We start from the raw sequence: 24,586 nt of genomic DNA, 5'->3' as shown, positions 1-24,586 counted from the left end.
TTTTCTTATGTTGTGTCGCCAAAGTAAACCACATCCTTATATGTGATATATGTCCATTAAATTACTGCAACTCGTGTAACGTACCATTATTTATTGATATTTTCGATAATGAATTGAGCTTTGTTTGAAAATAAAAAAAGTCAATGATTTTATAAAGGTACGACCACATTCGATATAAAGTTATCGGTAACAAAATATGATGTTCTGTACGCAGTCGTGCCAAGAGTAGGGAATCAAATTGTTACAGATGTTACAACGATGAAAAGATCAGCGTTCATAGCTGATAGTCGCGTGTTTACCTCGAAGCAGTTTCGGGCACTAGTATGCGTATGACTTTATAGCTAATGAAAGGGAACGGGTGCTTATTGGTCTAATTGAATGCCAAATATACTAGGCAGATCGCTTTTTAAGCACTTAAATCAAAAAGATAAAATTTATTGTTGACCAGATAAATTAATCCGTTAAAGTACGCCTCGTTCTCACGGCAAAGGTCGCTGAGACAGATGGTGTCTAACCCATCGCATGATTGCGTTGCCCTGGTGGTGGAATTGGTAGACACAAGGGATTTAAAATCCCTCGGCGTTCGCGCTGTGCCGGTTCAAGTCCGGCCCGGGGCACCATCAAAATCTTTGGTGACAGAGATAAAAAATCAGAAAGGCGCCTTGGCAGAGTGGCTATGCAGCGGATTGCAAATCCGTGGACCTCGGTTCGACTCCGGGAGGCGCCTCCACTATTTCGAAAGCCAGTCTTAAATGACTGGCTTTTTTCGTTTTTAGTCCACCTTTTCGTAACCCTTCGCGCTTTCCTAAAGTCTCCCATGTTTTGATCACCATTCAATATTTTTAACGCGCTAATCATTGATTTTATAAATGTTAGACAACTCAATAATTGTATAGTGTGATTGGTGATAGTTTCTCTTCGATTGTAATCCGGACTTTTTGTATTACAGGCAGCAACCTAGCTAGCGTCATAGTTAGCATCGCTTGGTGCGTATATGCAGAAAGGAGGATTCTAGTCCTTAACGTGAGAGAAAAATAATGAAAACATTCAACCTTAAACCTACACTTTTACCCTTAACTTTGCTGCTCAGTTCGCCTGTAATGGCGGCACAAAATGGCACCATGATGCAGTACTTCCATTGGTATGTGCCAAATGACGGTGCACTCTGGACACAAGTTGAAAACAACGCGCCGGCACTATCGGACAACGGCTTCACCGCGTTATGGCTACCGCCCGCCTATAAAGGTGCTGGTGGCAGCAACGACGTCGGTTATGGTGTTTACGATATGTATGATTTGGGAGAGTTTGATCAAAAAGGTTCGGTGCGCACCAAGTATGGCACCAAAGATCAGTACCTAAGCGCCATCAATACTGCCCATAAAAACAATATCCAGATTTATGGCGATGTGGTGTTCAACCATCGCGGCGGTGCGGATGGAAAGTCTTGGGTTGATACCAAGCGAGTAGATTGGAACAACCGAAATATTGAACTTGGTGATAAATGGATTGAAGCGTGGGTAGAGTTTGATTTCCCTGGGCGCAACGACAAGTACTCAAACTTTCATTGGACGTGGTACCACTTTGATGGCGTGGATTGGGACGATGCTGGCGAAGAAAAAGCTATCTTCAAATTCAAAGGTGAGGGTAAGGCATGGGATTGGGAAGTTAGCTCGGAAAAAGGCAACTACGATTACCTTATGTACGCTGATCTAGACATGGATCACCCTGAAGTGAAGCAAGAGCTGAAAGACTGGGGCGAGTGGTATATCAACATGACGGGTGTGGATGGGTTTAGAATGGACGCGGTGAAGCACATCAAATATCAATACCTGCAAGAATGGATTGATCACCTACGTTGGAAAACAGGGAAAGAACTATTCACGGTCGGAGAGTACTGGAACTACGATGTTAATCAGTTGCATAACTTTATCACCAAAACTTCTGGCAGCATGTCTCTATTCGACGCACCGTTACATATGAACTTCTACAATGCGTCTAAATCGGGTGGTAGCTACGATATGCGTCAAATCATGGATGGTACGCTGATGAAGGACAATTCAGTCAAAGCGGTAACCTTAGTAGAAAACCATGACACTCAACCTTTGCAGGCTTTGGAGTCGACGGTTGATTGGTGGTTTAAGCCGCTCGCTTACGCGTTTATCTTATTGCGTGAAGAAGGCTATCCATCCGTGTTTTATGCAGATTACTACGGCGCGCAATACAGTGATAAAGGGCATGACATCAATATGGTCAAAGTGCCTTACATTGAAGAGCTAGTAACACTGCGTAAAGATTATGCGTATGGCAAACAACATTCTTATCTCGACCACTGGGACGTAATTGGTTGGACTCGAGAAGGTGATGCAAAGCATCCACATTCAATGGCCGTGATCATGAGTGATGGACCTGGCGGCTCGAAGTGGATGTATACGGGTAAACCAAGTGCTCGCTACGTAGACAAGTTGGGTATCCGAACTGAAGAAGTTTGGACTGATGCGAATGGTTGGGCTGAGTTCCCAGTAAACGGCGGATCTGTCTCGGTTTGGGTTGGCGTTGAATAATCCATTCCTGTGATTTTGATACAGAGTAGGCAATTCTTGATAAAACTCTTCAATGAATCAATGTGTTATTTGATATTCATTCGACAAATGAGTAACTTATAGTTGAGCATAATCTAGAGGAAGATAAAGAATGGAATCTATTGCTGATGTATTGGTTGTGGCTATTGTGTTCGGTGCCATATTTGGGGGCGGGATAATAAAGTTAATCTTGAACCATCGTAAAGAAGTAAGAGCGTTGGAGATATCTGAACGTAATACGATGAGCCGAGAAGAACAAGATAACCTTAACAAGCAAATTGGTGACTTGAAGCGACGTGTTGAAGTGTTAGAGCGAATTGTCACAGATAACAAATATCAACTTGAAAAAGAAATCGCCTCTCTGTAGATCACCACTTAATCGTAAAGCCGGCGAAGTCCGGCTTTTTGGTGTCTGTACGTCATACCTTTCGGATGTTTAACTCAGCGTTCATCAAAAAAGTCTTTGTCGCGAATGTATTTACTCATAAAGTGATAAGAGAACGGTCGCATTAACCAACTAAATAAGGAGCGCCCAAGCCGTATGAGCGTTGGGGTGTTCTCGTATATTCTCCCGTTATATAACCATAGCATTTTGCCTACATGCCAATACAAAAAAGGTACGGGCGGCATAAAGGTCACGATGTCGATGTCGCAACAAATCCTGTATGTTTTGTGCCCCAAACGGTAGCGTTTCTTAAACGTCCAATCTCCGACAGCGGGCTGTCCGAAAGTGACCACGCGTTTAATGCTTTTGGGGTATTTTTTCTCAATATAGTCAGCAAAAACACTGCCAATCGCGCCACCTGAAGAGTGGCCAGTAATAGTGATTCTTTTTCCCCTGAGAATAAGTGGTACAACGATACCTTCGAGGCGTTCGATCACGGTCAACCCTAACCGATCTTCATTCCGGCTCGGTAAACTTTCTTGGAACAACAGATGATAGAAACCCGCGTGAATGCGATAGTTTAGTCCCAACCTTCGACAACTTCTCGTCCACATCGCGAAGTTCAACAACCAATCACTGATACTGTGTGAGCCTTTAATCACTACGACCACTTCACTCTGTTTTTTACTCCAGAGCACGCGAATCATAATCTTACCGTGTTCATTTCTAATGACTCGTTGCCCATTAGGATCGAATCCATATTGAGTTTGTCTGAAGACGCGAGGGTAGGCGAGATTACAAAGCACCGCATAGCGCTCGTATTGGTATCGTTTTAATGGTTTCACGTTATCTTTCTTAGTGGAGCCTAACGGTTGACTGTAATTAATGAATATTAAAAATACGTGAACCTTGATTTAGGGTCGGTAGAGATTCTGTGTATTGGTATCGCGAATGAAAGACTCAAACTGGCTTAAATGCGTCAAGATGGTTTGGCGAGAGAGTGCATGATGTTCGCTAAGCACGTTAATTAGCTTTTTCAAAGCCTTACGATCTTGTTTATTGAGATTTGCTGTCTCTTTGAGTTGTGCGAAAAATTCAATTTGACTTGAAGTGTCGTTAAAGTCACCGAGTTTATCTTGCAATAGTTTTAGTTGTTTCACGTTGTTTTTGTGCTGTTGGGAAGGATAGAGCGTGGAAAACCCTTCTAACAGATAACGCAGCGCTTTGCACTTTATCCGCATCGAATGAATCACGCTGTCACGACTTTTGTCCGAGCTCTTGCGCCGTGCTTTATCAACTTTTTTAAATTGATCGTAGATTTTTTGGCTTGCGAAGAGTAACGCAGGTACGTTGCTATCCACTGGTTCGTGTTGCGTACTTCGCAGCAGACTATTCCTGACCAAAGTGCAGTGCGTTGTGTATTCTTCCGTAGCTAGCCAACGCGTAACTTTTGCCTGTTCGTAAGCACGTTCGGCTTCGATAAAGCCAAAAAGCTGCTCAAGAGACGATTTGTGGTTTGGGAGCATTTCAATGTATTGTTTTTTGCCCAAGATAAATACGTCCAAATCACGCAGCTTATTTGTTTTCTTCATCATTATTTTTAAATGAGGTTTCAAAATACGCTGTTCAAAAGGAGGGAGCAGTTCGCGAAGTAGTAAGCATAGTGAGCGTATGCGCCTCAGTGTGACGCGATATTGATGTGTAAATTCAGGATCTAAGTCTTCGATGACTCCCTGCTCCAGAGAGCGTGCATAATCAAATTCACTAAGGAAGAAGTGGGGCACTACGAAGTCGAGTTCGGAGTCGGCATGTAAGGGTAAGTGAAATGATGGTTTTCGAAACATGATGAGCGCTATTTTGTTCTCTGAAATACACGTTAAGTTTATACCCATACTGTTAACTTGCGCGATTTGTTGGCTCTTCATTGATATAAAATGAGAAGGTTAAAAGGCACGAAAGCAAAGCGTATTGATGATCAAATAAGCAAAATGATCGCCCTTTGTTCGTTAGAGTCGTCTTTTTAACCATTTGAATAAAAAAGACTAATTTTTTGTTGACCAGATAAATTAATCCGTTAAAGTACGCCTCGTTCTCACGGCAAAGGTCGCGAGATAGATGGTGTCTAACCCATCGCATGATTGCGTTGCCCTGGTGGTGGAATTGGTAGACACAAGGGATTTAAAATCCCTCGGCGTTCGCGCTGTGCCGGTTCAAGTCCGGCCCGGGGCACCATCAAAATCTTTGGTGACAGAGATAAAAAATCAGAAAGGCGCCTTGGCAGAGTGGCTATGCAGCGGATTGCAAATCCGTGGACCTCGGTTCGACTCCGGGAGGCGCCTCCATTCTTTTACTTGTCCATGAGTTCCGATAGTAACCTGTAGGATCTCAACTTCTCAGATTGTTCAAACACCATCGTGTTTACCATAATTTCATCTGCCCCAGTGCGTTCCAAAAGTTTCTCAATTTTCTGTCTTACATATGTTTGATCACCATGGATAGATTCACGTAATTGAGTTTCAACGTGAAGCTTTTCCTGTGCTGACCATAGTGGTGCCATACTTTTCACTGGTGCGCGAAGTTTTTCGCGATTGCCGCGAATCATTTTTAAGAATTTTTGCTTCTCTGTTGTCGCGAGAAAATCTGCATGTGACTGAGTATCCGCTACGATAACGTTGGCACAAATCATCACATAGGGTTGAGCTAAATGCTCGGATGGGACAAACTCATCTCGATAAAAGTTTAGAGCACGAGACATTGCATCTGGAGCAAAGTGTGCAGCAAATGCGAAAGGTAAGCCTCTCTTAGCTGCTAAACGTGCGCTGTATGTACTCGACCCCAGAAGCCAAATCGGCAGAGATGTGTTGTTACCTGGATAAGCCGCGACTGGTTGATTTCGAGATACGGGACCAAGAAAGAAATTAAGTTCCTCCAACAGCTCTTCAAAGTCAGGATCCATATGCTCTGGTTCCCGCCTTAATGCATGCATTGTTTGGTAGTCGGTGCCTGGTGCGCGTCCTAATCCGAGGTCAATACGACCAGGGTATAATGCCTCTAACGTTCCGAATTGCTCTGCAATAACTAGTGGTGCATGGTTAGGTAACATGATTCCACCTGAACCTAAACGGATCGAGTTCGTGTGCGCTCCAATATGACTGAGTAATACACTGGTTGCGGCACTGGCGATGTCGGGCATGTTATGGTGTTCAGCCATCCAAAACCGATGATAGCCCCAGGACTCGATTGATTGAGCTAATTCAACGGAGCGTTCGAACGTTTCGGTGAAGTTTGTTCCGTCGGACACGGGTGCCAAATCCAGAACAGATAAACGAGGAAAAGACATAGGATAGTTATAGCCTGTTAATGAATCTTAACTATCATATGGTGGTGAAAGTTGACGTTTAAAAGGGGAGGATTAACCATTCACAATGGATTATTTTTCTTCAATGCCTGGAGAGCGTTTAGCTTTTGCTATGTGATAAAAGCGGCTTTATTACTGTAAGTGGCCACAGTGGTCGATGTCGTTGAATATTCGCATGTAGAACGTTTCCACAGCTACTTTAGATTAAAATATAGGCCTCTTTAACAGCGAACTGCTGTTGTCGACAATAGTGAACGAGCTAGCTTTAGAACGTTTTGACTGATACATAGACTTGTCTGCCGCTGTTAATAATTCATGTACATTCGACCCATGCTCAGGATAGAGTGCAATACCAATGCTAGCTCCGACGCATAACTCTTTACCTTTAAAATGAATTACTTTTTCTATTTCTTGGATATAACGTAGTGCACATGCAGACAGAGACGTACCTGTTGTGTGTGAACGATGAATAATAATAAATTCATCTCCACCAAAGCGGCCTACCATGTCTGATTCGTCGATAATACTTGATAATCTACTAGCTACAGATTTTAACACTGCATCACCTGCCTCATGGCCATGGCTATCGTTAATATCCTTAAATAAATTTAAATCTATAAAAAACAAACTAAAACTATTCTCACTGCCTCTGAAATTACGCGTAAGCTGGATCAAATGTTTTTCTATTGCTCGACGATTGTAGATATTAGTTAAGGAGTCGTGCTCAGACAAAAATACCAAACTTTCTTTTTGACGATTTAGAACTGAAGTTTGATTCTCTACTTCTTCTTTAAGTTTTGATTTTGATATTGTTGTGTGGTTTAATAATGCCGCCATTTTATTGAAGTAACAAGACAGATTTTCAAATTCCGTGAATTGATTTTCTGAAGGGATTTTATAGTCAAAATTTGACCTGCTTAATTGTTTTATTCCATTTATAAACCTTTGAAAGCTTCTCTTGAACTTTATTTTTATATAAAAGCATAATAGCATAACAACCAGAGAGATAAAAATAATACCTGCTTGAGTGTAATAATTTAAATTTTGTAGTTTTGTAGACTTATTATTAAGTATTTTTTTATAAATATATATTATTTCATTATTCATATCCTGGGATACAATGTTTATTCTGGATTGTATGACAGGATTTGATTTATTATAATTTACGACTGAATCATAATGGCGATCTTTGTCTAGTAAATGATTATTTTCGTATTGAACTAAAAAATACAGTTCGAGATTCATTTTTTTTAGGTCTTTAGTAAGGTATAAAACATCTTCATTTTGAGATAATAATTCGTTTAATTTGTTATGAGAAATCATGAATTGTGTGAAATTGTTTTTTCCCCTATTTTGAGTGTAAGCCCAAAGATAACTACTTAATGACTCTAATGATATTTGTATGTCCATTATTTGGTTTAATTGTTTCTTGGCTTTATAATCTTCTATTTTTATGAAGCTTATGTATACTATAACGCTGATACATAGTATTACGCTTAGACTGAATAGTGATGCTAAATAGTGGTTTAACGAACGATGCATTTTAATCTAGACCATCAAAATATGAATTGATATAGCTTTCTTTAAATATTTTTCTGTAATTTGGAATCTGTCCTTCTACATAGTTTTGTTTTAATGCCCAATTAGCTTCTGATTGTAATGTAAATAATAAAGAATTCGTTAAATTTAATCGAAAGTTATAATCATCCCAACTCCAAGATATTTCTTCAACTGTTGTGTTAAGTTTTTGTGATAGTATTTTCATTGTTAAATGAGGGTTTTTATCCATCCAGTTAATTGAGTGATGAAGTGACTTTATTATTTTCATTACTTCTTGATCTGATTTTTCAATGTGTATTTCTTTTGATACAAGCAAAAAGTAAAGTTTATACACGCCAATAATTCCTATGTTCTTTACTTCTTCATTTATTCTATTCTTGGCCATAAATCCGTATGGCTCCCAAGTAGATATTGCATCGACGTTTCCTTGCATTAAATGATTTATAATAACCTGCGTTGTTGATGATATTTTTTCTACTTTTTCTAAATCAATGTCATTTACCTGTAGCAACAGGTCTAAGTAATATTCGCTAGCGCTCTTTTTTATTACACCAACCTTTTTTCCTGGTAATTTATCTATACTTTCTATGCCAGACCGCTTTTTAGTTAGCAGCTTAATATCATTCGTAGAAGATGCAAAAGAAGTGATTAATGCTAAATCTTTGTATTCAAAGCTTTTAAACATCAGTACGCTTTCAGAAAAAGTGGCGTAATTAACATGGTTTTCTAGAAGTAGGTTTGAACATTCGACCCCTCCAAAGCACATGATAAGTTCGACGTTTAAATCGTTTTCTTCAAACGCACCTATGTGCTCTGCAATGATAAAAGGGGCTGACAGAGGCGTCTTAGATATACCGATTGTTGTAGGTTTGTGGATAGCATTTGATACCGTTGTTAACTTTAAATAAGTAACTACTAATGCAGAAAGAACTAAAATTATGATAGCTGTAGAAATCTGTTTTGTATCCATCAAAAACAACTCCCTTCATAATAGTAGCAATTAATCTATCAGTTAAATGAGTGTAGTTGCTTATTGGGTTGATGCTAGGAGAGGAGGGGATTTATTTGTATCGTGCCAAATTTATGAGTACCTAGGGGTAATTTCGGTAACTGGCTTAGATATAAAGAATTTATCTTGAGTTAGTTCAAGTTGTAGCAAATGATTGATTTCATAACATGATGATTTATGGAGAGATATCAACTTTTTAAGTTGAAAAATTGTACTCCATTTTTGCCATTTTTCTTTATCTCATACATTGCGTGATCGGCTTTTTGATACACTTCATTAAACGGTTGCTTTCCTTTGTTAAAGAGACAAACACCGATACTCATTCCTATCGTTACTTTATGTAAGTCTTGATTTATCGCTGGAATGATTGAATCTAAGAGTTGATTGCAAAGTTGGGATATTTCCTCTCGACTTGAATGCCAGTTTAAGATAACAAATTCATCGCCTCCTATGCGTCCAACTTGAGACTTGCTTGACGCAAGCTCTGTTAAGCTATTGGCGATATTGATGAGGAGGGTGTCGCCAGTATGATGGCCTAGCTGGTCGTTAACTGCTTTAAAATTATCTATATCAACAAACACTAAAGCAGACTGCTGAGACGGTTCGGTTTGAGGTTGATGATTAAAGTTTTCCTCAATTGCTTTTCTATTTAACAATCCAGTCAATGGATCACTCGAAGCCAACTTGGCCAGTTGCTGCTCATAACGCTTTTCTTTTGTAATATCGATATGAGTACCCATCATCCGTAGTGGTTCGCCATCAGAACCATACTCGACGATGCGCCCTCGATCGTAGACCCAGCTATCACTGCCGTCTTTATGAATCATGCGATGCACTACCTCATAAAGGTCGGTCTTGCCTGCTAGGTGATCTTCAAATGCACCCACTGCAAGATCGTAATCTTCAGGGTGGAGATTGTTTTTCCACGTTTCAACCGTCGCGGTTAACTCATGGGGCTGATAACCTAGCATTTTGCCCCACTGCATATTGAATATCGTCAAAGTACCTGAAGGAATATGCTGCTCCCACAAACACAGTCCATTACTGTCGAGTGCAGCATTCAACTTTTCTTGTAGTCGCGCATTCTTCCGCTTCAGCTCTTCATTTTCTTTTTCTAAGCAGGCAATTCGAGTTAGATATTCTTCCATTTTGCGCATAATTTACGTCGTTTTCGGAGCGACAATATACGAAAAATACTTTGCAATTTCTATGATTGAGCTTGGAGATATAAGTATTGAATATGCGGTAAATAATAAAGAATCGGTGATGTTACTTAAGAGCTGCAAAGTAAATGCTTGGAAAACAAAGAAGGAAATAGGGGGTAAGCGAGGGGCTCTCCTGGTGCAAAGTCTTAAATGGAGGCCTTTGCACCGGGACTACTGAGGGTTAGCGGTTTAGTGCACCACAACGCTCAGGCTGGTAGGTGATATCGACAATTTCAATTGTCTTCACTTGATTATTTGGCATTGGCCATTCAAGTTTTTGGCCGACAGACAAACCGATCAGTGCACTGCCTACGGGCGCGAAAATAGAGATATCATCACTGCTTTTCAGTTCAGAAGGGTAAACCAGTGTCTTTGTCATGGTTCTATCTTCACCTGAAAATTTAAACTCTACAGTCGAGTTCATCGTGACCACGTTATCTGGCATTTGCTCTGGCTCAAGAACTGTTGCTCGGTCGAGCTCTGCTTCTAATTCCACAAGCTCCGCTGCGATGTTTGGCATTTTATCCAACAAGGCCGTGATTCGGTTCATATCTAAGCTTGAGATGTAGATAGAATTGTTTTCTGACATTTTATGACTCCCAAATAAAAGGCCGCCTCACAAAAATGGGACGGCACTCTATATGTCAATTACGGTATCAATCATATGGACGCTATTCCATATGAACTAAACCTGATTTTAGTCTTTATAGTGCGACTTAGCTAGTAAAAAATTTTTGTTGTGAAGCTTGATTTTTCTAAATCTTTCAATCACTTCAGATATTGTTCTCTGATCACCTTGAAACGGTGAAGTCAAGTGAGTGCGTCGTTTAGAAGAAAAGCAGGATTTATCGTAGGTGTGCTCGGTTTCGATGGTCAGCCCAACTTCATAAAAGCAAAACGGTATAGTCCGTTGCTAGCATGGCTTCGGTTATCTCAGTTTGTTAAAACTACCAATATCCGTTAATAAATTACTTTTTATTTCGCAATAGTCAGATAAATACGTTCATCTACCCCTTTAGGGTAGTTTGAAATTGTAATTGATTTACATCATGTATTAATTTTCTTTCACAATTAACAATGAGCTCAGTGATAAGAACCTAACCCTTAGGAATTATAATGAGCAAGTTGAAGCTAGTAGTCATCGGTAACGGTATGGTAGGGCACCGTTATATTGAAGACTTAGTCGAGAAAGCTGATATGTCTAATATAGACATTACGGTTTTCTGTGAAGAACCTCGTGTCGCATACGACCGTGTGCACCTTTCCTCTTACTTTTCTCACCATACTGCAGATGAACTTTCTTTAGTAAAAGAAGGCTTCTACGAGAAACACGGTATTAACATGCTGATCGGCGAACGCGCGATTAACATCAACCGTGAAAACCGCATTGTTTACTCAAGCACTGGCCGTGAAGTTCAATACGACAAGCTGATTCTTGCTACTGGCTCATTCCCATTTGTTCCACCTATCAAAGGTCACGAAAGCAAAGACTGTTTTGTTTACCGTACTATCGAAGATCTTAAAGCGATCGAAGCGTGTGCGAAGAAGAGCAAATCAGGCGTTGTTGTCGGTGGTGGTCTGCTAGGTCTTGAGGCAGCAGGCGCACTGAAAGCACTGGGTGTAGAAACGCACGTTGTTGAGTTCGCGCCTAAACTAATGGCAGAGCAACTTGACCTTGCTGGTGGTAACCAACTTCGTCAAAAGATCGAGCGTATGGGCGTGAACGTTCACACCAGCAAAAACACGCTTGAGATTGCGGCAGAAGGCACAAACGCACGCAACGTTATGCGTTTTGCTGACGGTTCAGAGCTAGAAACAGACTTCATCGTATTCTCTGCAGGTATTCGTCCACAAGACAAACTAGCACGCCAAATGGAGCTAGAAGTGGCACCTCGTGGCGGTGTTGCTATCAACGACCATTGTCAGACTTCTGATGAGAACATCTACGCGATTGGTGAGTGTGCGTCTTGGAACGAAATGTTCTACGGCCTTGTTGCTCCTGGCTACAAGATGGCGACAGTTGCCGTTGATCACCTACTAGGTAACACAGAAAGCAAATTCGAAGGCGCTGACATGTCTGCGAAGCTGAAACTTCTTGGCGTTAAAGTAGGCTCTATCGGTGACGCGAACGGTCGTACTGAAGGCTGTAAGAGTTACGTTTACCAGAACGAAGAACAAGAAGTTTACAAACGTCTTATCGTTTCTAAAGACAACAAGAAACTGCTTGGCGCGGTTATGGTTGGTGACACCTCTGACTACGGCGACCTGCTTCAACTTATGTTGAACGAAATCGACCTACCAGAACACCCAGATGCGTTGATCCTTCCTGCACACGCAGGCGCTGAGAAACCAGCATTAGGTGCAGACGCTCTACCAGAAAGCGCAGTGATCTGTTCATGTTTCGACGTGACAAAAGGCAAGATCGCACAAGCAGTTGCTGATGGTCACCATACATTGGGTGACATCAAAGCAGTGACTGGCGCAGGTACAGGCTGTGGTGGTTGTATTCCTCTAGTGACGTCTGTTCTAAATGCTGAGCTTGCTAAATCTGGTATCGAAGTGAAGAACGACGTGTGTGAGCACTTTGCATACTCACGCCAAGAGCTGTTCCACCTAATCCGTATTGAAGAGATCAAAACGTTTGATGAGCTTCTAGAGAAATACGGTAAAGGTTACGGCTGTGAAGTTTGTAAACCACTGGCTGGTTCTATCTTGGCTTCTTGCTGGGGTGAGCACATTCTTAAGCCACAACTGGTTAAGCTGCACGACACGAACGATAACTTCCTAGGTAACATCCAAAAAGACGGTACTTACTCTGTTATCCCACGTATGGCGGGTGGTGAAGTAACACCTCAAGCACTGGGTGCGCTAGCGAACGTTGCAGCAGAATACAACCTATACACCAAAGTAACCGGTGCTCAACGTATTGGTCTGTTTGGTGCTCAAAAAGACGATCTTCCAGAGATCTGGCGCAAGCTTATCGACGCTGGTTTCGAAACAGGTCAAGCGTACGCCAAAGCACTTCGTATGGCGAAGACATGTGTGGGCTCAACTTGGTGTCGTTACGGCGTTCAAGACTCTGTTGGTCTGGGTTCTTACATCGAGAACCGTTACAAAGGCATTCGTACCCCTCATAAGATGAAGTTCGGTGTTTCTGGTTGTACTCGTGAGTGTGCGGAAGCACAAGGTAAAGACCTTGGCATTATCGCGACTGATGCAGGTTGGAACATGTACGTATGTGGTAACGGTGGTATGAAGCCTCGTCACGCAGACCTACTTGCAAGTGACCTAGATAAAGAAACACTAATCAAGTACATCGACCGCTTCATGATGTTCTACATCCGTACTGCTGCGCCACTACAACGCACATCAGTTTGGATGGAAAACATGGAAGGTGGCGTTGACTACCTACGCGAAGTGATTGTTAACGACAAGCTTGGTATCAACTCTCAACTAGAGGCAGACGTAGCGAAGCTTGTAGACGAGTACGAGTGTGAGTGGACTGCGACCATCAACGACGAATCACAACTGACTCGTTTCGCGCACTTCATCAACTCTGACAAGCGCGATGACAACGTTGTGTTTGTACAAGAGCGTGAACAGCACCGCCCAGCAACCTTCACGGAAAAGCACCCTGAAGCGAAAGGCGACATCCTACACGTAGCGATCACTGAAGCATAAGGGAAGGTTGATTATGTCATTTGAAAAGATTTGCCAAATCAGCGACATCGTACCGGGCACAGGTGTTTGTGCACTGGTTGATGGTCAGCAAGTTGCGGTATTTCGCCCAACACAAGCAGAAGAAGTGCTGGCGATCAGCAACACAGACCCGTTCTTCCAATCAAACGTGCTTTCTCGCGGTTTGATCTGTGAGCACCAAGGCGAACTTTGGGTGGCAAGCCCACTTAAGAAGCAGCGCTTTAACCTGACAACAGGTGCGTGCATGGAAGACGAACGTTTTAGCGTGAAAGCGTACAAAACGCGTGTAACCAACGGCGAAGTAGAAATCTCTGCGTAAGCTTGGTTTTCATTCCCTCCTCTTAGGGGGAGGGAATGAACTGAAACCTAGATTTAATAGACAAAGGCTTTCCAAGCATCAACTCAGGGGAACAGGGAAGCGAGGTGTTGTAGACAGCGTTCAGGTGTCAACGGGAAGCCTTTCTCTATTCAATCTTTAACTTTTTAACTTTCAATTTTGGATAAGGACACATTCATGTCTACTGATTATAAGCCTGCAGAATTCGTTCAAACCATGATCAACGTGGGTGAAGCGAAAACCAACACTAGCACTCGCGATTTGCTACTTCGCGGTACTATGGCGGGTATCATCCTATCGCTAGCCGTTGTCGTTGCTATTACCACTATGGTTCAAACCGGTATTGGCATCGTGGGTGCGCTTGTCTTCCCAGTTGGTTTCGTGATTCTAAGTGTGATGGGTTACGACCTAGTAACCGGTGTTTTTGGTCTAGCGCCTCTGGCTAAGTTTGCTAACCGTCCGGGCATCACTTGGGGTCGTATCTTCCGTTGTTGGGGTCTTGTAGGCTTGGGTAACCTTATCGGTTCTCTGATCGTTGCTTACCTAGTGGCTATCTCTCTAACAGGTAACTTCTCTCTAGAACTGAACGCAGTAGCGAAGAAATTTGTCGCTGTTTCTACGGCGCGTAGCCTTGGTTTTGAAAACATGGGTATGGACGGATGGATCACATGTTTCGTACGCGGCATCTTCTGTAACCTAATGGTGTGTCTAGGCGTTATCGGCAACATGACGGCACGTTCAGTGTCTGGTCGCGTAGCAATGATGTGGTTCCCAATCTTCATCTTCTTCGCACTAGTATTCGAGCACACAGTAGTAAACATGTTCTTATTCCCACTAGGTATGATTCTAGGTGCGGATTTTGGTATCGCGACTTGGTTGAACTTCAACCTTATCCCAACCATCCTAGGTAACATTGTTGGTGGTCTAGTAATGACTTGTATTCCACTGTACCTAACTCACGCTAAAACTGCGCCTTCTATCAATGCTGAAGAAGAAGTAAAAGCACAGCCTGCAATCGCAAAATAAACCGCTTTTATCTGGCCCTACCTATGATAGGTAGGGCTGTTCAACTCATTTAACTTTCGATAAGTATTGTATTGATTTAGCTATAAAAAGTAATAACTCCTTGGGGTGATTTTAACCTTGAGTTAATGACTTGAGTGTTACTTTTTATGTCCAAATTTTCGATAGGCGTTGATATGACAACTGTTAACTCATCTTTAAACAGCGGCTTTGTTTCTCTTGTTGGTGCAGGTCCAGGTGATCCTGATTTACTCACAGTAAAAGGCTTAAAAGCCATTCAAGCGGCTGAAGTTGTTGTGTACGACCGATTGGTATCAAAAGATATTCTTGAGTTGGCCCATACATCAGCAGAGATGATTTACGTAGGAAAAAAATTGGACTTTCACTGTGTGCCTCAAGATCAAATTAACCAAATCTTGGTGCAGAAAGCGCAAGAGGGTAAACGCGTTGTGCGCCTAAAAGGTGGGGACTCATTTATCTTTGGCCGTGGTGGTGAAGAGCTAGAAGAGCTAGCCGAATTTGGCATCAAATACGAAGTGGTTCCGGGTATTACGGCGGCGGCGGGCGCGACGGCTTATGCTGGTATTCCATTAACACACCGCGACCATGCACAAAGCGTTCAATTTATCACTGGTCATGTACAAAAAGATGGTCGTGAGATTGAATGGCATTCACTAGCGCAATCCAACAACACACTTGTGTTCTATATGGGTTTGAAGCAAAGCGGCCATATTATGGATAAGCTGATCACTCATGGGTTAGATCCTGAGATGTCATGCGCCATTATTGAAAACGGTACGAGCCCAGAGCAGCGCGTGTTCCAAGGAAAGTTGAACGAGCTATCGATCATGGCAGAGCAAGCCGTGAGCCCAGCATTGATTGTGGTTGGCAGCGTGACTCAACTTCACAACAAGTTGGATTGGTTCGCAAAGTAATACTGCTCAGAAGTGACTATATTTTACAGGGGCTTTGTTGCCTCTGCATTTCTTGCTTACGCATAGGCATTTGATCAATGAGGTTGTTGATAAACGGCCAGTCTGTTTCTGCGCCCCAGCGGTGCTTTTCTAGACCATCTTTACCAAGCAAAATAGCGGTATGAGAACCTTTTTCGACCTCATAAAGACGAGCTAGCATTTTTAAGTCGAACTCTTCTTTAAGCCAAGCAGGAAAGGTATAACCTTGTTCTGTAATGACAAGTGTGACGACATCTCTGTCTTCCAACTCACACTCATTCATAAGTGTTTCTAGCAAGAATTGTTTGACGTATTCATCATTTTCCGGCGCAAAGTAGAGCACACTTCTATGTGGCCAGTATTTGGAGTGCGCTGGATAACCAAATGCTGTCGATGACAAGATACAAGAAAGTAGTATCACTAGTAACTTTCCGCCCATGACAGTCCCCCTAGAAACCCAAATAACTTTTTATACGTTAAGTTTAGTGGAATTGGCTCATTGTGCTTTTTCCAAAACTGGCATAGGGTAGGCAGCAAATAAATTGAGCGTAGAAATAGATGAGTTCGGAAAGCAAACAAAAAATCGCCATTTTGGTTGATGTACAGAATGTGTATTACACCTGTCGCGAAGCGTATCGAAGCAATTTTGATTACAACCAGTTTTGGTATGTTGCCACACAAGGGAAAGAGGTGGTAAGTGCTCGTGCTTATGCTATTGCGAGCAATGATCCCAAGCAACGTCAGTTCCACCATATTCTTCGTGGTGTTGGATTTGAGGTGATGCTTAAACCCTACATCCAGCGTCGTGATGGCAGCTCGAAAGGCGATTGGGATGTGGGTATTACTCTCGATGCAATTGAAATTGCTCCCGAAGTTGAGGAAGTGATTCTAGTTTCGGGAGATGGAGACTTTAGTCTGCTAGTAGAGAGAATTCAGCAGCGCTTCAATAAAACGGTGACCGTTTATGGTGTACCTAAACTTACATCTCAAACTCTGATTGATTGTGCCGACAATTTTGTAGCGATTGATGACGATTTCTTGCTGTAGTTAATAGTGCAATAAAGAAAGGCGAGTCACTCAGGCTGTACGAAAATGTACAATGACTCGCCTCTAATTTATCGTTGATTTGGCTAGTTACGAAGGAATGATCATTTGCCCTAGCAAGTAACCCAAGCAACACGCACCAATCACGCCGATTAAGCCCACAGACATGAATGAGTGGTTGAAGTACCACTTACCAATCTTAGTTGTGCCCGAGGTATCGAAGTTCACAGTCGCGATATCTGAAGGGTAGTTGGGAATAAAGAAGTAGCCGTATACCGCTGGCATCAAGCCGATAAGCAGCGCAGGTTCCAAACCTAAGCCGAGACCAACAGGTAGCATCATGCGAGCCGTTGCAGCTTGAGAGTTCACCACAACCGACACAATGAATAACGCAAGCGCGAATGTCCAAGGGTAGTTGGTTACCATCTCTACGATGCCGGATTTAAATTGAGGCATAGCGTACTGGAAGTAGGTATCTGACATCCATGCAATACCGAAGATAGCAATCGCCGCCACCATACCAGATTTAAATACCACGCCATTTGGTACGTCGCGCGGGTCAGTTTTGGTCGCAAGCAAAATGATACCGCCGAAGCAGAGCATCATCATTTGAATCACAACGGCCATGCTGATTGGCTTCGAGCCATCTACGATGGTACGAATGTCTGGCCACATCGCGATAACGACGATAACCAAGATCGATGCAATGAACAGCAATACAGAGTTACGAGCACTTGTTGGTAGTACTTCATCAAGAGACGTTGCAGTTGTGTTGAGGATTTTTTCTCTCCACACAGGATCTTTCAAACGCTCTTGGTATTCTTCATCGTCGTCTAGCTCTTTACCACGCTTTAGGCTGTAAAGTGACATCAACAACGTACCGAATAAGGTTGCAGGCACAGTAACGAGCAAAATTGAGAGCAGAGTGATCTCGTGTTGAATATCAGAGAGTTGCGCCAAGTAGTAAACTACGGCCGCTGAAATTGGCGAGGCTGTGATTGCGATTTGAGACGCGACAGAAGCGGCAGCCATAGGACGCTCTGGACGAATGCCGTTTTTAAGCGCAACGTCGCCAATGATTGGCATGATAGAGTAAACCGCGTGACCTGTACCAAGTAGGAAGGTCATAAAGTAAGTCACGAACGGAGCAATAAGGGTGACGCGTTTTGGGTTCTTACGAAGCACACGCTCGGCAACTTGCAGCATGTATTTCAAACCGCCGGCGGCTTCAAGAATGGAAGCACATGTTACCACCGCTAAAATGATCAACATAACGGTGACAGGAGGAGAGGTTGGCGGCATCTTAAAGATGAAGACTTCAATCACCAAGCCAATTCCGGATACGACCCCAAGGCCGATACCACCATAACGTGAGCCGATATACAGCATCACGAGCAAAAATAGAAACTCAAGATACAACATGTGGATTTCCTTATTCAAAACAGAGGGCTACATAGCCAAATTACCTCTTTGTATTGTCTCGATATTCAGAAAGAAAATACTTCATGTTGTTCACAATCCGCTGGATAAGAAACAGCAATATTCAATTATTGGCAATAACTCACGCTACACAGGGAAACTGTTAACACAGTTTTATCAGGGTGTTTTTATGCTGTGTATTTTTGCGATCATGTGAGCGTTAAATGCGAAGAGGTTTAAGAGTTTGTTGCTATTCATCGCATACGTAACCAGACCTTACAGCTTCACAGAACTCGGAAATACATTCATAACTAACCCTAAGAGTGCTTCTTTGTTATGAAAACGCAAAGGATAATAGTTTGCATTGCGATTGGTGCTTGGGTATAAAGGTGTCAGAATGACTACACCAACAATAAGCCATCATGTCTGAGCAATTTTTCCCGCAACTGTTTCAAACTTCGAGTGAGATTACACCTTACCTACACGGTGATATCGGCGAGATAGGGCAAGAAGCTATCCATATCGAGAATGATATCAACCCGATCATCCAAGGCCTTTACCAGCAAATCTCGGAGGCTCATCCGGAAGCGGGAAAAGCATATTGGTTGACAAGAACGTGGGATTTACTTTGTTGGCAGCCAGTTTATGTCGCATTCATCTCTATTTACGGTTACCACACGTTGCCAAACATTCGCGAGATAGCGCAGCACCTCAAACCTTGTTTTGTTTCTGGGTACCGATTCGCCGACGAAGCGCATATACATGGCGAGCCAGAAGCGTTGATAAAAGAGGCGGGGCGTCAAATCCGAGAACTGTTCGACTTCTATCAACAAGAGATGAGTCAATGGACACGCATTCGTCCTGGCTTCACCCATCAATTGATGTCGGACGGAATCATGGCTTGTTTAATTCGTCTCCAACAGCGCTTTCCGCAAATGACTAACTCGACACTTCAGGAGCATGCGGTCTTGTGGCTAAGCGCAATGGGTTTGGATGTTGATAATAGCCGCTCACTTCATGAGACGGAATCTGATCAGCCGCTAAAGTTAGTAAGAAAAAGTTGTTGTTTAGTCTATAAGTGTGAAGGCAGAAAGCTTTGTGCAGATTGTCCTCGTTTAGAGGAAAATCGACAGCTTATGAGCAAGAAGGTTCTTAATTAACATTTATTTAACTTGTGTAACAGTGCTCGATTTGAGAGTGAGAATAAGTATCATTGCATGCTCTTGTTGACAACAAAAAGATAAATACAATGATGAAAAGGACGTTTTCTTTCAATCTCATCGTACTTGCGATGAGCAGTGGATACGCAGTTAGCTCAATAGCAGCAGAAGATCTTCAACAAACATCGACTCCGAGCGATGAGCAATTGGTTGTTGTAGGCAGTGTGATGCCGAAATCGATCTCCGATATTCCAGGAACGGTTTGGTTTGTTGGCCAAGAAGAGATTGCTCAGCAATATCGTGCGGGCAAGACACTGGGTGATATTCTTTCTGCAACCATCCCTTCTTTAGACGTCGGCACCGGTGGTCGAACTAACTATGGTCAGAACCTTCGCGGTAGAGCAATGTTGGTAATGATTGATGGTGTCTCGTTACAGTCTTCTCGCCCGATTAGTCGTCAGTTAGACGCAATAGACCCATTCAACATCGAGCGAATTGAAGTACTATCTGGTGCAACCTCCATTTATGGGGCAGGCGCTACTGGTGGTGTTATTAACATTATCACCAAGAAAGCGTACTCGGATGACTTGTCGTTTGAATCCTACGTGAGTGGCACTACAGGTTTTAATAGCAGCGATGACTTTGATTACAAACTCGCTCAGTCTATCTCGGGTGGTAATGAGCGAATTACCGCTAGAGGTTCGGTTGTGTACACCGAGACACAAGGTGCATTTGACGCAAATGGCGACATTGTCACCCCAGACATTTCACAGGGCTCTTTGCAGTATAATTCAACGCTCGATGTTATGGGATCGACCGAGATTCAAATCTCCGATGCCAGCAAGTTAAACCTTGTCGCACAATACTATGACAGCCAGCAAGATTCGCCATACGGTTTGTACATTGTTAACAATAAATTTGTTGATGTACGAGAGGGGTTCGATTCCGACCGTGAACATGGTACAGAGCGAGTTCTCTTAAGTGCGAACTACGCTCACGACAGCGTATTCGGTCATCAACTGATAGGCGAGTTATCTTACCGTAGTGAAGACCAAACCTTTACTCCTTATTACCAAAGTGCCTCTCAACAAAAAACAGAAGTTTTTGCTGGGCGCTTAGCGTTAGCTAAAAGCTGGGAGTCATTCAAACTTGTTTATGGTGTCGATGCGTACTTAGACCGTTTTGAAAGTAACCAGGCTCTGTTCGATCCAACCATTGCGAACAGCTCTGGGAACTTAATTAATCGAACCTATGCCGAAGTGGGGCGTTACCCTGATGTTGATGTGGCGTCTTACGCAATGTTTGTCCAGGGGGATTACCAAATCAATCAAGATTGGTCAGTACAAGCAGGCTACCGCTACCAATACATGGACAATAAGATTGATGATTTTGTTGCCTATAGTATACAAAAGAAGATCGCATCGGGTAATGGTGTATCAGCGGATGCGGTACCAGGTGGCAGCACTGACTACTCTGTGAGCTTATTTAATTTGGGCACCATTTATCAGCTTAACGATGAATCTCAGCTTTGGGCGAACTTCTCTCAAGGTTTCGAACTCGCTGATCCTGCAAAGTACTACGGCCAAGGTAGCTACGATGCCGCGGATGCAAATGGTCACTACGCGTTGAACAATAGCATTAATGTATCTGACTCAAAAATGTCGGGCATCAAAACGGACAGCTATGAAATTGGTTACCGATTAGATACGGATACTGTCGCACTGCAAGCGGCGGGTTACTACTCGGTGTCGGATAACTCAATCAAGTATGACAAGAAGACGCTCCTAATCACCAATGTTGATGACGAGCAACGTGTATACGGTGCCGAAGCAAACATTAACTACTGGGTAAACCGTGATATTTTGTTAGGTGCATCAGGTCACTATGTGGTTTCTGAGCTGAAAACCAACGGTAAGTGGGAAGATCTAAGTGCGGGTAAAGCAAGTACATCAAAAGCGAACGCGTGGGCGGCTTACTATCAGGATGGCTATTCAGTACGTTTACAAAGCCAGACGATGTTTGATTACGAAGATGACGCAAACAATAAACTAGATGGATACACTACGTTTGATCTTCTTGGTAACGTAACACTACCTATCGGGCAGTTAGGTTTTGGTATTCAAAACCTATTTGACGAAGACTACACAACCGCTTGGGGACAACGTGCGCAGATTCTTTATGCAGCACACTACGATGCAGCAGCGTACGACTACAAAGGAAGAGGTCGCACATTCACACTGAACTACAGTGTCGAATACTAAAGCTAACTATCTCCGAATATCAAAAAAGCCGCTTGAAGCGGCTTTTCTTTTAGGCTTGATCTGTCTTCGCTGTGTCTACAACGTTTTCCGTGTGTTCTGAAGCTTGGTTTTGTTCTTCAGCTTCCATTTTCGCGCGTTCAGCTTTGGAGATATAACGCGGCTTATTGCTCTTATGTAGCTTAGCGTTATGCTTCTTCTGCTTCGCTTTCAAGATCTGATTGATTTTCTTCTTGCGGTTCATGGTGGTGGTCCTTTAATTTAGCGAGGCAGGATAGTTACTTTTTTATCAAGTTACAACTAAATAAGCGCCGGTATCGGTCGCAAAATTCAAGTACGTTCCTATGTCCAATCATCTATCGCGTTTTAATGGAGCCCAAATGAAAACACTGTACACCGAACGTTTGATACTGCGTCTTGTGAGTGTAGATGATGCACCATTTATACTAGAACTTTATAACCACCCAGACTTCTACCGTTTTGTCGGAGACAAACAAATTCGTACCGAATATGAAGCGGCGCGTTACATAAAAGAAAACATGCTACGCATGCAACAAATTAAAGGCGTGAGTTTACTCGTTGTAGAGAAGAAAGAAGATGGGCAACCCATCGGGATTTGTGGGTTGGTTAAACGTGACACATTACAACACTATGATCTCGGATATGGATTTTTACCTTCCGCTTATGGCTACGGCTACGGAACGGAGTCTGCAACCGCAGTGCTGGAATACGCTAGAGAGGAAATGAAACTCGATAATTTGGTTGCCATCACCAACAATGACAATATTCGTAGTATAAGTTTGCTCAAAAAACTGGGCTTTGAGTTTGAACGAGTTGAGCAGCAATATGATAATGGCCGCACGTTAGAACTTTACACAATGATGTTGTGATTTTTGGATAGCGCATGAGCGATATTTTACTTGGCAAACTCGCCACTGAATTTAAGACAGTAAAAGCCATGGTAGAGGTTTACTGTCATGACCATCATGGAACAAAACGTGACTTATGCTCAGAATGTCGTGAGCTGCTTGAATACACAGAAGTGCGCCTCGACCGCTGTCCTTATGGAGAGAATAAACCGACGTGTAATAAATGTCCGATTCACTGCTACAAACCAGAGCCGAAAGAACAAATGCGTTTGGTCATGCGTTACTCTGGCCCCAGAATGTTACTGAAACATCCCATCTTGGCGGTTCGTCATTTGCTTCATGAAAAGCGCATGGTACCGGAAAAGCCTGCAGCGAACGCGTCAAACCGTCACAAGCGTTTATCTAAAAAAAAATGCGAAGAATAAAAAACGAGGGCAACATGCCCTCGTTTTCGTTGAGTTCGTTGAGTAGAAGCGGCGTGGCTAGAGGCCAGCGGCCATACGCTGCTTGGTTTTGCTCGCAGCAAGTAGCATGTATACGCCAGTCGCAACCAAAGCGGCAAACAAGTAGCCTAGCAAGCCGTGTTCTTGGCCCATGAATTTATCAGCGACAACAGGACCAGCAACAGAGCCGATGCTGTAGCTAAACAGCATGACTTGTGTCGCAGAGACAATAAAGCGTTCATCAAGTCCTTCGCAACCTAAGTTGATTGCTATCGGGTACAAGGCAAAAGTAGCTGCACCTAAAAAGAATAATGCAGCAGCCAATACCACGGCTGACGAGGAAATAAAGGTCATACCGATCGAAAAAATACCCAAAATACAGAAAAACGCCATTAGCACTGTGCGGCTCATGTATTTGTTTAACGCGGTCACCATTGGTTGAACTAGCATGCCACCTAAAATCACTAGCGCCATCAATGTACCAATGTCTTGATGGCTAATTTTACGGTTAGTTAACTCAACTGGCATTAATCCGTAGATCGCACCTAAGGTCAAACCTGAAACAACACAACCAATAATTGCTGCATGGTTTAGTTTGGCAATTTGCTTAAATGATAAAGCGGTTGATTCATGGCTGTTTGGCTGCTCACACTCAATGAACATTAGCACCAGCATCGCCATTAGGATCAACGTCGTGATCGCAATAAACGGAACGCCGCCACTTACGCCAAGCACGCCAATACCAAACTGGCCTAATGCTGAACCACCATAAAGCGATAGCATGTACAAGCTCAAACGTCTCGCACGCGATGCTTCGTCTCCAGACATTAGCCAAGATTCAACAATGACAAAAACACCAGCAACCGCGATACCCGCAATAAAGCGAGCGGCAAGCCACATCAATCCGTTAGCAAACACGGGTAGTGTGACGATAGTTAGCGAAAATACGGCCAAGCAACCAATAAACGCGTTACGGTGACCAACTTGACGTACGATACGTTCAATAAAAATAGCACCGGTTAATAAGCCGCCATAAAACACACTCGCCAACCAACTCGCGTAATCTGCTGAGATGTTGTATTCACCGAGCATGAGAGGGATCAAGCTCATTAAATAGCCCGAAGCCACCGCATAAAGAGACAGTGCGACGACTGGAACTGTAACTCGTGGTGATGCTGCAGGAACGACTGTGTTTTCCACTGTTTTGCGCCTATAAGTTAAATGAAATCTAAGGGTTATTCGGCGCGAATATGAGGCTAATAGTTAGGCAAGTAAAATGATAAAT

General features: G+C 42.9%; 22 protein-coding genes and 4 tRNA genes. 15 read left to right on the top strand and 11 right to left on the bottom strand.

The window, feature by feature from the left end:
- Nucleotides 1–533: 533 nt before the first annotated feature.
- The 4 genes from R7F07_RS10975 to R7F07_RS10960 all read left to right on the top strand — a co-directional run bounded on the left by R7F07_RS10975 (nucleotide 534) and on the right by R7F07_RS10960 (nucleotide 2,946).
- Nucleotides 534–620, top strand: a tRNA-Leu gene (locus R7F07_RS10975).
- A gap of 36 nt (nucleotides 621–656) precedes the next feature.
- Nucleotides 657–730, top strand: a tRNA-Cys gene (locus R7F07_RS10970).
- Nucleotides 731–1,037: 307 nt separating this feature from the next.
- Nucleotides 1,038–2,561: an alpha-amylase gene (gene amyS, locus R7F07_RS10965; protein WP_171342586.1), complete on the top strand. Its 1,524-nt coding sequence runs from the start codon at nucleotides 1,038–1,040 to the stop codon at nucleotides 2,559–2,561.
- 130 nt (nucleotides 2,562–2,691) lie between these two features.
- Nucleotides 2,692–2,946, top strand: a complete 255-nt coding sequence (locus R7F07_RS10960) for a hypothetical protein (RefSeq protein WP_005375990.1) — start codon at nucleotides 2,692–2,694, stop codon at nucleotides 2,944–2,946.
- A 74-nt stretch (nucleotides 2,947–3,020) separates the two neighbouring features.
- On the opposite strand, the gene R7F07_RS10955 is transcribed toward R7F07_RS10960, so the two are convergent.
- Both R7F07_RS10955 and R7F07_RS10950 read right to left on the bottom strand, forming a co-directional pair.
- On the bottom strand, nucleotides 3,021–3,809 hold the full coding sequence (locus tag R7F07_RS10955; RefSeq protein WP_005375991.1) for a lipase family protein: 789 nt from the start codon (nucleotides 3,807–3,809) through the stop codon (nucleotides 3,021–3,023).
- 69 nt (nucleotides 3,810–3,878) lie between these two features.
- Nucleotides 3,879–4,808 (bottom strand): CHAD domain-containing protein, encoded by a 930-nt coding sequence (locus R7F07_RS10950; protein ID WP_053308078.1) that lies wholly within the window; start codon nucleotides 4,806–4,808, stop codon nucleotides 3,879–3,881.
- Between the two features lie 301 nt (nucleotides 4,809–5,109).
- Between R7F07_RS10950 and R7F07_RS10945 the strand changes: the two genes are divergently transcribed.
- Both R7F07_RS10945 and R7F07_RS10940 read left to right on the top strand, forming a co-directional pair.
- Nucleotides 5,110–5,196: transfer RNA gene (locus R7F07_RS10945), tRNA-Leu, on the top strand.
- A gap of 36 nt (nucleotides 5,197–5,232) precedes the next feature.
- Nucleotides 5,233–5,306: transfer RNA gene (locus R7F07_RS10940), tRNA-Cys, on the top strand.
- Between the two features lie 5 nt (nucleotides 5,307–5,311).
- Here R7F07_RS10940 and R7F07_RS10935 read toward each other — a convergent pair.
- From R7F07_RS10935 to rnk, 5 genes are all read right to left on the bottom strand, one after another.
- Nucleotides 5,312–6,304, bottom strand: coding sequence for an LLM class flavin-dependent oxidoreductase (locus R7F07_RS10935; protein ID WP_005376038.1), 993 nt, complete (start codon nucleotides 6,302–6,304; stop codon nucleotides 5,312–5,314).
- 222 nt (nucleotides 6,305–6,526) lie between these two features.
- The gene (locus R7F07_RS10930) at nucleotides 6,527–7,567 is read right to left on the bottom strand and encodes a diguanylate cyclase domain-containing protein (protein ID WP_258495931.1); all 1,041 of its coding nucleotides are present in this window, start codon (nucleotides 7,565–7,567) and stop codon (nucleotides 6,527–6,529) included.
- A 298-nt stretch (nucleotides 7,568–7,865) separates the two neighbouring features.
- Nucleotides 7,866–8,852 (bottom strand): ABC transporter substrate-binding protein, encoded by a 987-nt coding sequence (locus R7F07_RS10925; RefSeq protein ID WP_318110492.1) that lies wholly within the window; start codon nucleotides 8,850–8,852, stop codon nucleotides 7,866–7,868.
- Between the two features lie 227 nt (nucleotides 8,853–9,079).
- Nucleotides 9,080–10,039 carry a GGDEF domain-containing protein gene (locus tag R7F07_RS10920; RefSeq protein ID WP_025767735.1) on the bottom strand — a complete coding sequence of 320 codons (960 nt, stop codon included), beginning with the start codon at nucleotides 10,037–10,039 and terminating at the stop codon, nucleotides 9,080–9,082.
- Between the two features lie 238 nt (nucleotides 10,040–10,277).
- On the bottom strand, nucleotides 10,278–10,685 hold the full coding sequence (gene rnk / locus R7F07_RS10915) for a nucleoside diphosphate kinase regulator (RefSeq protein ID WP_005376048.1): 408 nt from the start codon (nucleotides 10,683–10,685) through the stop codon (nucleotides 10,278–10,280).
- A 527-nt stretch (nucleotides 10,686–11,212) separates the two neighbouring features.
- Here rnk and nirB point away from each other — a divergent pair.
- The 4 genes from nirB (at nucleotide 11,213) to cobA (ending at nucleotide 16,090) form a co-directional block, all read left to right on the top strand.
- Nucleotides 11,213–13,777 (top strand): nitrite reductase large subunit NirB, encoded by a 2,565-nt coding sequence (nirB, locus tag R7F07_RS10910; RefSeq protein ID WP_171342950.1) that lies wholly within the window; start codon nucleotides 11,213–11,215, stop codon nucleotides 13,775–13,777.
- Nucleotides 13,778–13,790: 13 nt separating this feature from the next.
- Nucleotides 13,791–14,114, top strand: a complete 324-nt coding sequence (gene nirD, locus R7F07_RS10905) for a nitrite reductase small subunit NirD (RefSeq protein WP_005387969.1) — start codon at nucleotides 13,791–13,793, stop codon at nucleotides 14,112–14,114.
- A 195-nt stretch (nucleotides 14,115–14,309) separates the two neighbouring features.
- Nucleotides 14,310–15,158, top strand: coding sequence for a formate/nitrite transporter family protein (locus R7F07_RS10900; protein WP_171342949.1), 849 nt, complete (start codon nucleotides 14,310–14,312; stop codon nucleotides 15,156–15,158).
- A gap of 173 nt (nucleotides 15,159–15,331) precedes the next feature.
- Nucleotides 15,332–16,090, top strand: a complete 759-nt coding sequence (gene cobA, locus R7F07_RS10895; RefSeq protein ID WP_171342948.1) for a uroporphyrinogen-III C-methyltransferase — start codon at nucleotides 15,332–15,334, stop codon at nucleotides 16,088–16,090.
- Between the two features lie 16 nt (nucleotides 16,091–16,106).
- Here the strand turns inward: cobA and R7F07_RS10890 are convergent, their stop codons facing one another.
- Nucleotides 16,107–16,547 (bottom strand): DUF4174 domain-containing protein, encoded by a 441-nt coding sequence (locus R7F07_RS10890; protein ID WP_005376058.1) that lies wholly within the window; start codon nucleotides 16,545–16,547, stop codon nucleotides 16,107–16,109.
- Nucleotides 16,548–16,666: 119 nt separating this feature from the next.
- Between R7F07_RS10890 and R7F07_RS10885 the strand changes: the two genes are divergently transcribed.
- Complete coding sequence (locus R7F07_RS10885; protein WP_005387978.1) at nucleotides 16,667–17,155, top strand: NYN domain-containing protein; 489 nt, start codon at nucleotides 16,667–16,669, stop codon at nucleotides 17,153–17,155.
- An 87-nt stretch (nucleotides 17,156–17,242) separates the two neighbouring features.
- On the opposite strand, the gene R7F07_RS10880 is transcribed toward R7F07_RS10885, so the two are convergent.
- Complete coding sequence (locus tag R7F07_RS10880) at nucleotides 17,243–18,574, bottom strand: anaerobic C4-dicarboxylate transporter (RefSeq protein ID WP_005376060.1); 1,332 nt, start codon at nucleotides 18,572–18,574, stop codon at nucleotides 17,243–17,245.
- A gap of 419 nt (nucleotides 18,575–18,993) precedes the next feature.
- Between R7F07_RS10880 and R7F07_RS10875 the strand changes: the two genes are divergently transcribed.
- Entirely contained in the window at nucleotides 18,994–19,731 is a 738-nt protein-coding gene (locus R7F07_RS10875; RefSeq protein ID WP_042520969.1) for a siderophore ferric iron reductase, read from the top strand.
- A gap of 89 nt (nucleotides 19,732–19,820) precedes the next feature.
- Entirely contained in the window at nucleotides 19,821–21,992 is a 2,172-nt protein-coding gene (locus tag R7F07_RS10870) for a TonB-dependent receptor (protein WP_005376064.1), read from the top strand.
- A 49-nt stretch (nucleotides 21,993–22,041) separates the two neighbouring features.
- Here R7F07_RS10870 and R7F07_RS10865 read toward each other — a convergent pair whose 3' ends face one another.
- A complete protein-coding gene (locus R7F07_RS10865) occupies nucleotides 22,042–22,233 on the bottom strand; it encodes a DUF2986 domain-containing protein (RefSeq protein ID WP_171342947.1) in 192 nt (63 codons plus the stop codon).
- A 136-nt stretch (nucleotides 22,234–22,369) separates the two neighbouring features.
- Here R7F07_RS10865 and R7F07_RS10860 point away from each other — a divergent pair, with 136 nt between their 5' ends.
- Nucleotides 22,370–22,879: a GNAT family N-acetyltransferase gene (locus R7F07_RS10860; RefSeq protein WP_005387984.1), complete on the top strand. Its 510-nt coding sequence runs from the start codon at nucleotides 22,370–22,372 to the stop codon at nucleotides 22,877–22,879.
- Nucleotides 22,880–22,893: 14 nt separating this feature from the next.
- The gene (locus tag R7F07_RS10855) at nucleotides 22,894–23,283 is read left to right on the top strand and encodes a nitrous oxide-stimulated promoter family protein (RefSeq protein ID WP_171342946.1); all 390 of its coding nucleotides are present in this window, start codon (nucleotides 22,894–22,896) and stop codon (nucleotides 23,281–23,283) included.
- A 57-nt stretch (nucleotides 23,284–23,340) separates the two neighbouring features.
- On the opposite strand, the gene R7F07_RS10850 is transcribed toward R7F07_RS10855, so the two are convergent.
- Nucleotides 23,341–24,501, bottom strand: coding sequence for an MFS transporter (locus R7F07_RS10850; RefSeq protein ID WP_017634647.1), 1,161 nt, complete (start codon nucleotides 24,499–24,501; stop codon nucleotides 23,341–23,343).
- Between the last annotated feature and the right edge of the window lie 85 nt (nucleotides 24,502–24,586).

Origin of the sequence: Vibrio sp. YT-16 (assembly GCF_033337405.1) — a bacterium.
GTDB lineage: Bacteria > Pseudomonadota > Gammaproteobacteria > Enterobacterales > Vibrionaceae > Vibrio > Vibrio alginolyticus.
The sequence above is the reverse complement of the archived record's forward strand: the minus strand, read 5'-3'. Positions and strand labels throughout refer to the sequence as shown.

Coding starts and splice junctions, on each gene's coding strand:
- R7F07_RS10930 (WP_258495931.1), bottom strand. CDS start 7,567: ATGAATCTCGAACTGTATTTTTTAGTTCAATACGAAAATAATCATTTA.
- R7F07_RS10855 (WP_171342946.1), top strand. CDS start 22,894: ATGAGCGATATTTTACTTGGCAAACTCGCCACTGAATTTAAGACAGTA.
- cobA (WP_171342948.1), top strand. CDS start 15,332: ATGACAACTGTTAACTCATCTTTAAACAGCGGCTTTGTTTCTCTTGTT.
- nirB (WP_171342950.1), top strand. CDS start 11,213: ATGAGCAAGTTGAAGCTAGTAGTCATCGGTAACGGTATGGTAGGGCAC.
- R7F07_RS10925 (WP_318110492.1), bottom strand. CDS start 8,852: ATGGATACAAAACAGATTTCTACAGCTATCATAATTTTAGTTCTTTCT.
- R7F07_RS10900 (WP_171342949.1), top strand. CDS start 14,310: ATGTCTACTGATTATAAGCCTGCAGAATTCGTTCAAACCATGATCAAC.
- R7F07_RS10950 (WP_053308078.1), bottom strand. CDS start 4,808: ATGTTTCGAAAACCATCATTTCACTTACCCTTACATGCCGACTCCGAA.
- R7F07_RS10920 (WP_025767735.1), bottom strand. CDS start 10,039: ATGGAAGAATATCTAACTCGAATTGCCTGCTTAGAAAAAGAAAATGAA.
- R7F07_RS10865 (WP_171342947.1), bottom strand. CDS start 22,233: ATGAACCGCAAGAAGAAAATCAATCAGATCTTGAAAGCGAAGCAGAAG.
- amyS (WP_171342586.1), top strand. CDS start 1,038: ATGAAAACATTCAACCTTAAACCTACACTTTTACCCTTAACTTTGCTG.
- R7F07_RS10960 (WP_005375990.1), top strand. CDS start 2,692: ATGGAATCTATTGCTGATGTATTGGTTGTGGCTATTGTGTTCGGTGCC.
- R7F07_RS10935 (WP_005376038.1), bottom strand. CDS start 6,304: ATGTCTTTTCCTCGTTTATCTGTTCTGGATTTGGCACCCGTGTCCGAC.
- R7F07_RS10875 (WP_042520969.1), top strand. CDS start 18,994: ATGTCTGAGCAATTTTTCCCGCAACTGTTTCAAACTTCGAGTGAGATT.
- R7F07_RS10870 (WP_005376064.1), top strand. CDS start 19,821: ATGATGAAAAGGACGTTTTCTTTCAATCTCATCGTACTTGCGATGAGC.
- rnk (WP_005376048.1), bottom strand. CDS start 10,685: ATGTCAGAAAACAATTCTATCTACATCTCAAGCTTAGATATGAACCGA.
- R7F07_RS10860 (WP_005387984.1), top strand. CDS start 22,370: ATGAAAACACTGTACACCGAACGTTTGATACTGCGTCTTGTGAGTGTA.
- R7F07_RS10885 (WP_005387978.1), top strand. CDS start 16,667: ATGAGTTCGGAAAGCAAACAAAAAATCGCCATTTTGGTTGATGTACAG.
- R7F07_RS10880 (WP_005376060.1), bottom strand. CDS start 18,574: ATGTTGTATCTTGAGTTTCTATTTTTGCTCGTGATGCTGTATATCGGC.
- R7F07_RS10890 (WP_005376058.1), bottom strand. CDS start 16,547: ATGGGCGGAAAGTTACTAGTGATACTACTTTCTTGTATCTTGTCATCG.
- nirD (WP_005387969.1), top strand. CDS start 13,791: ATGTCATTTGAAAAGATTTGCCAAATCAGCGACATCGTACCGGGCACA.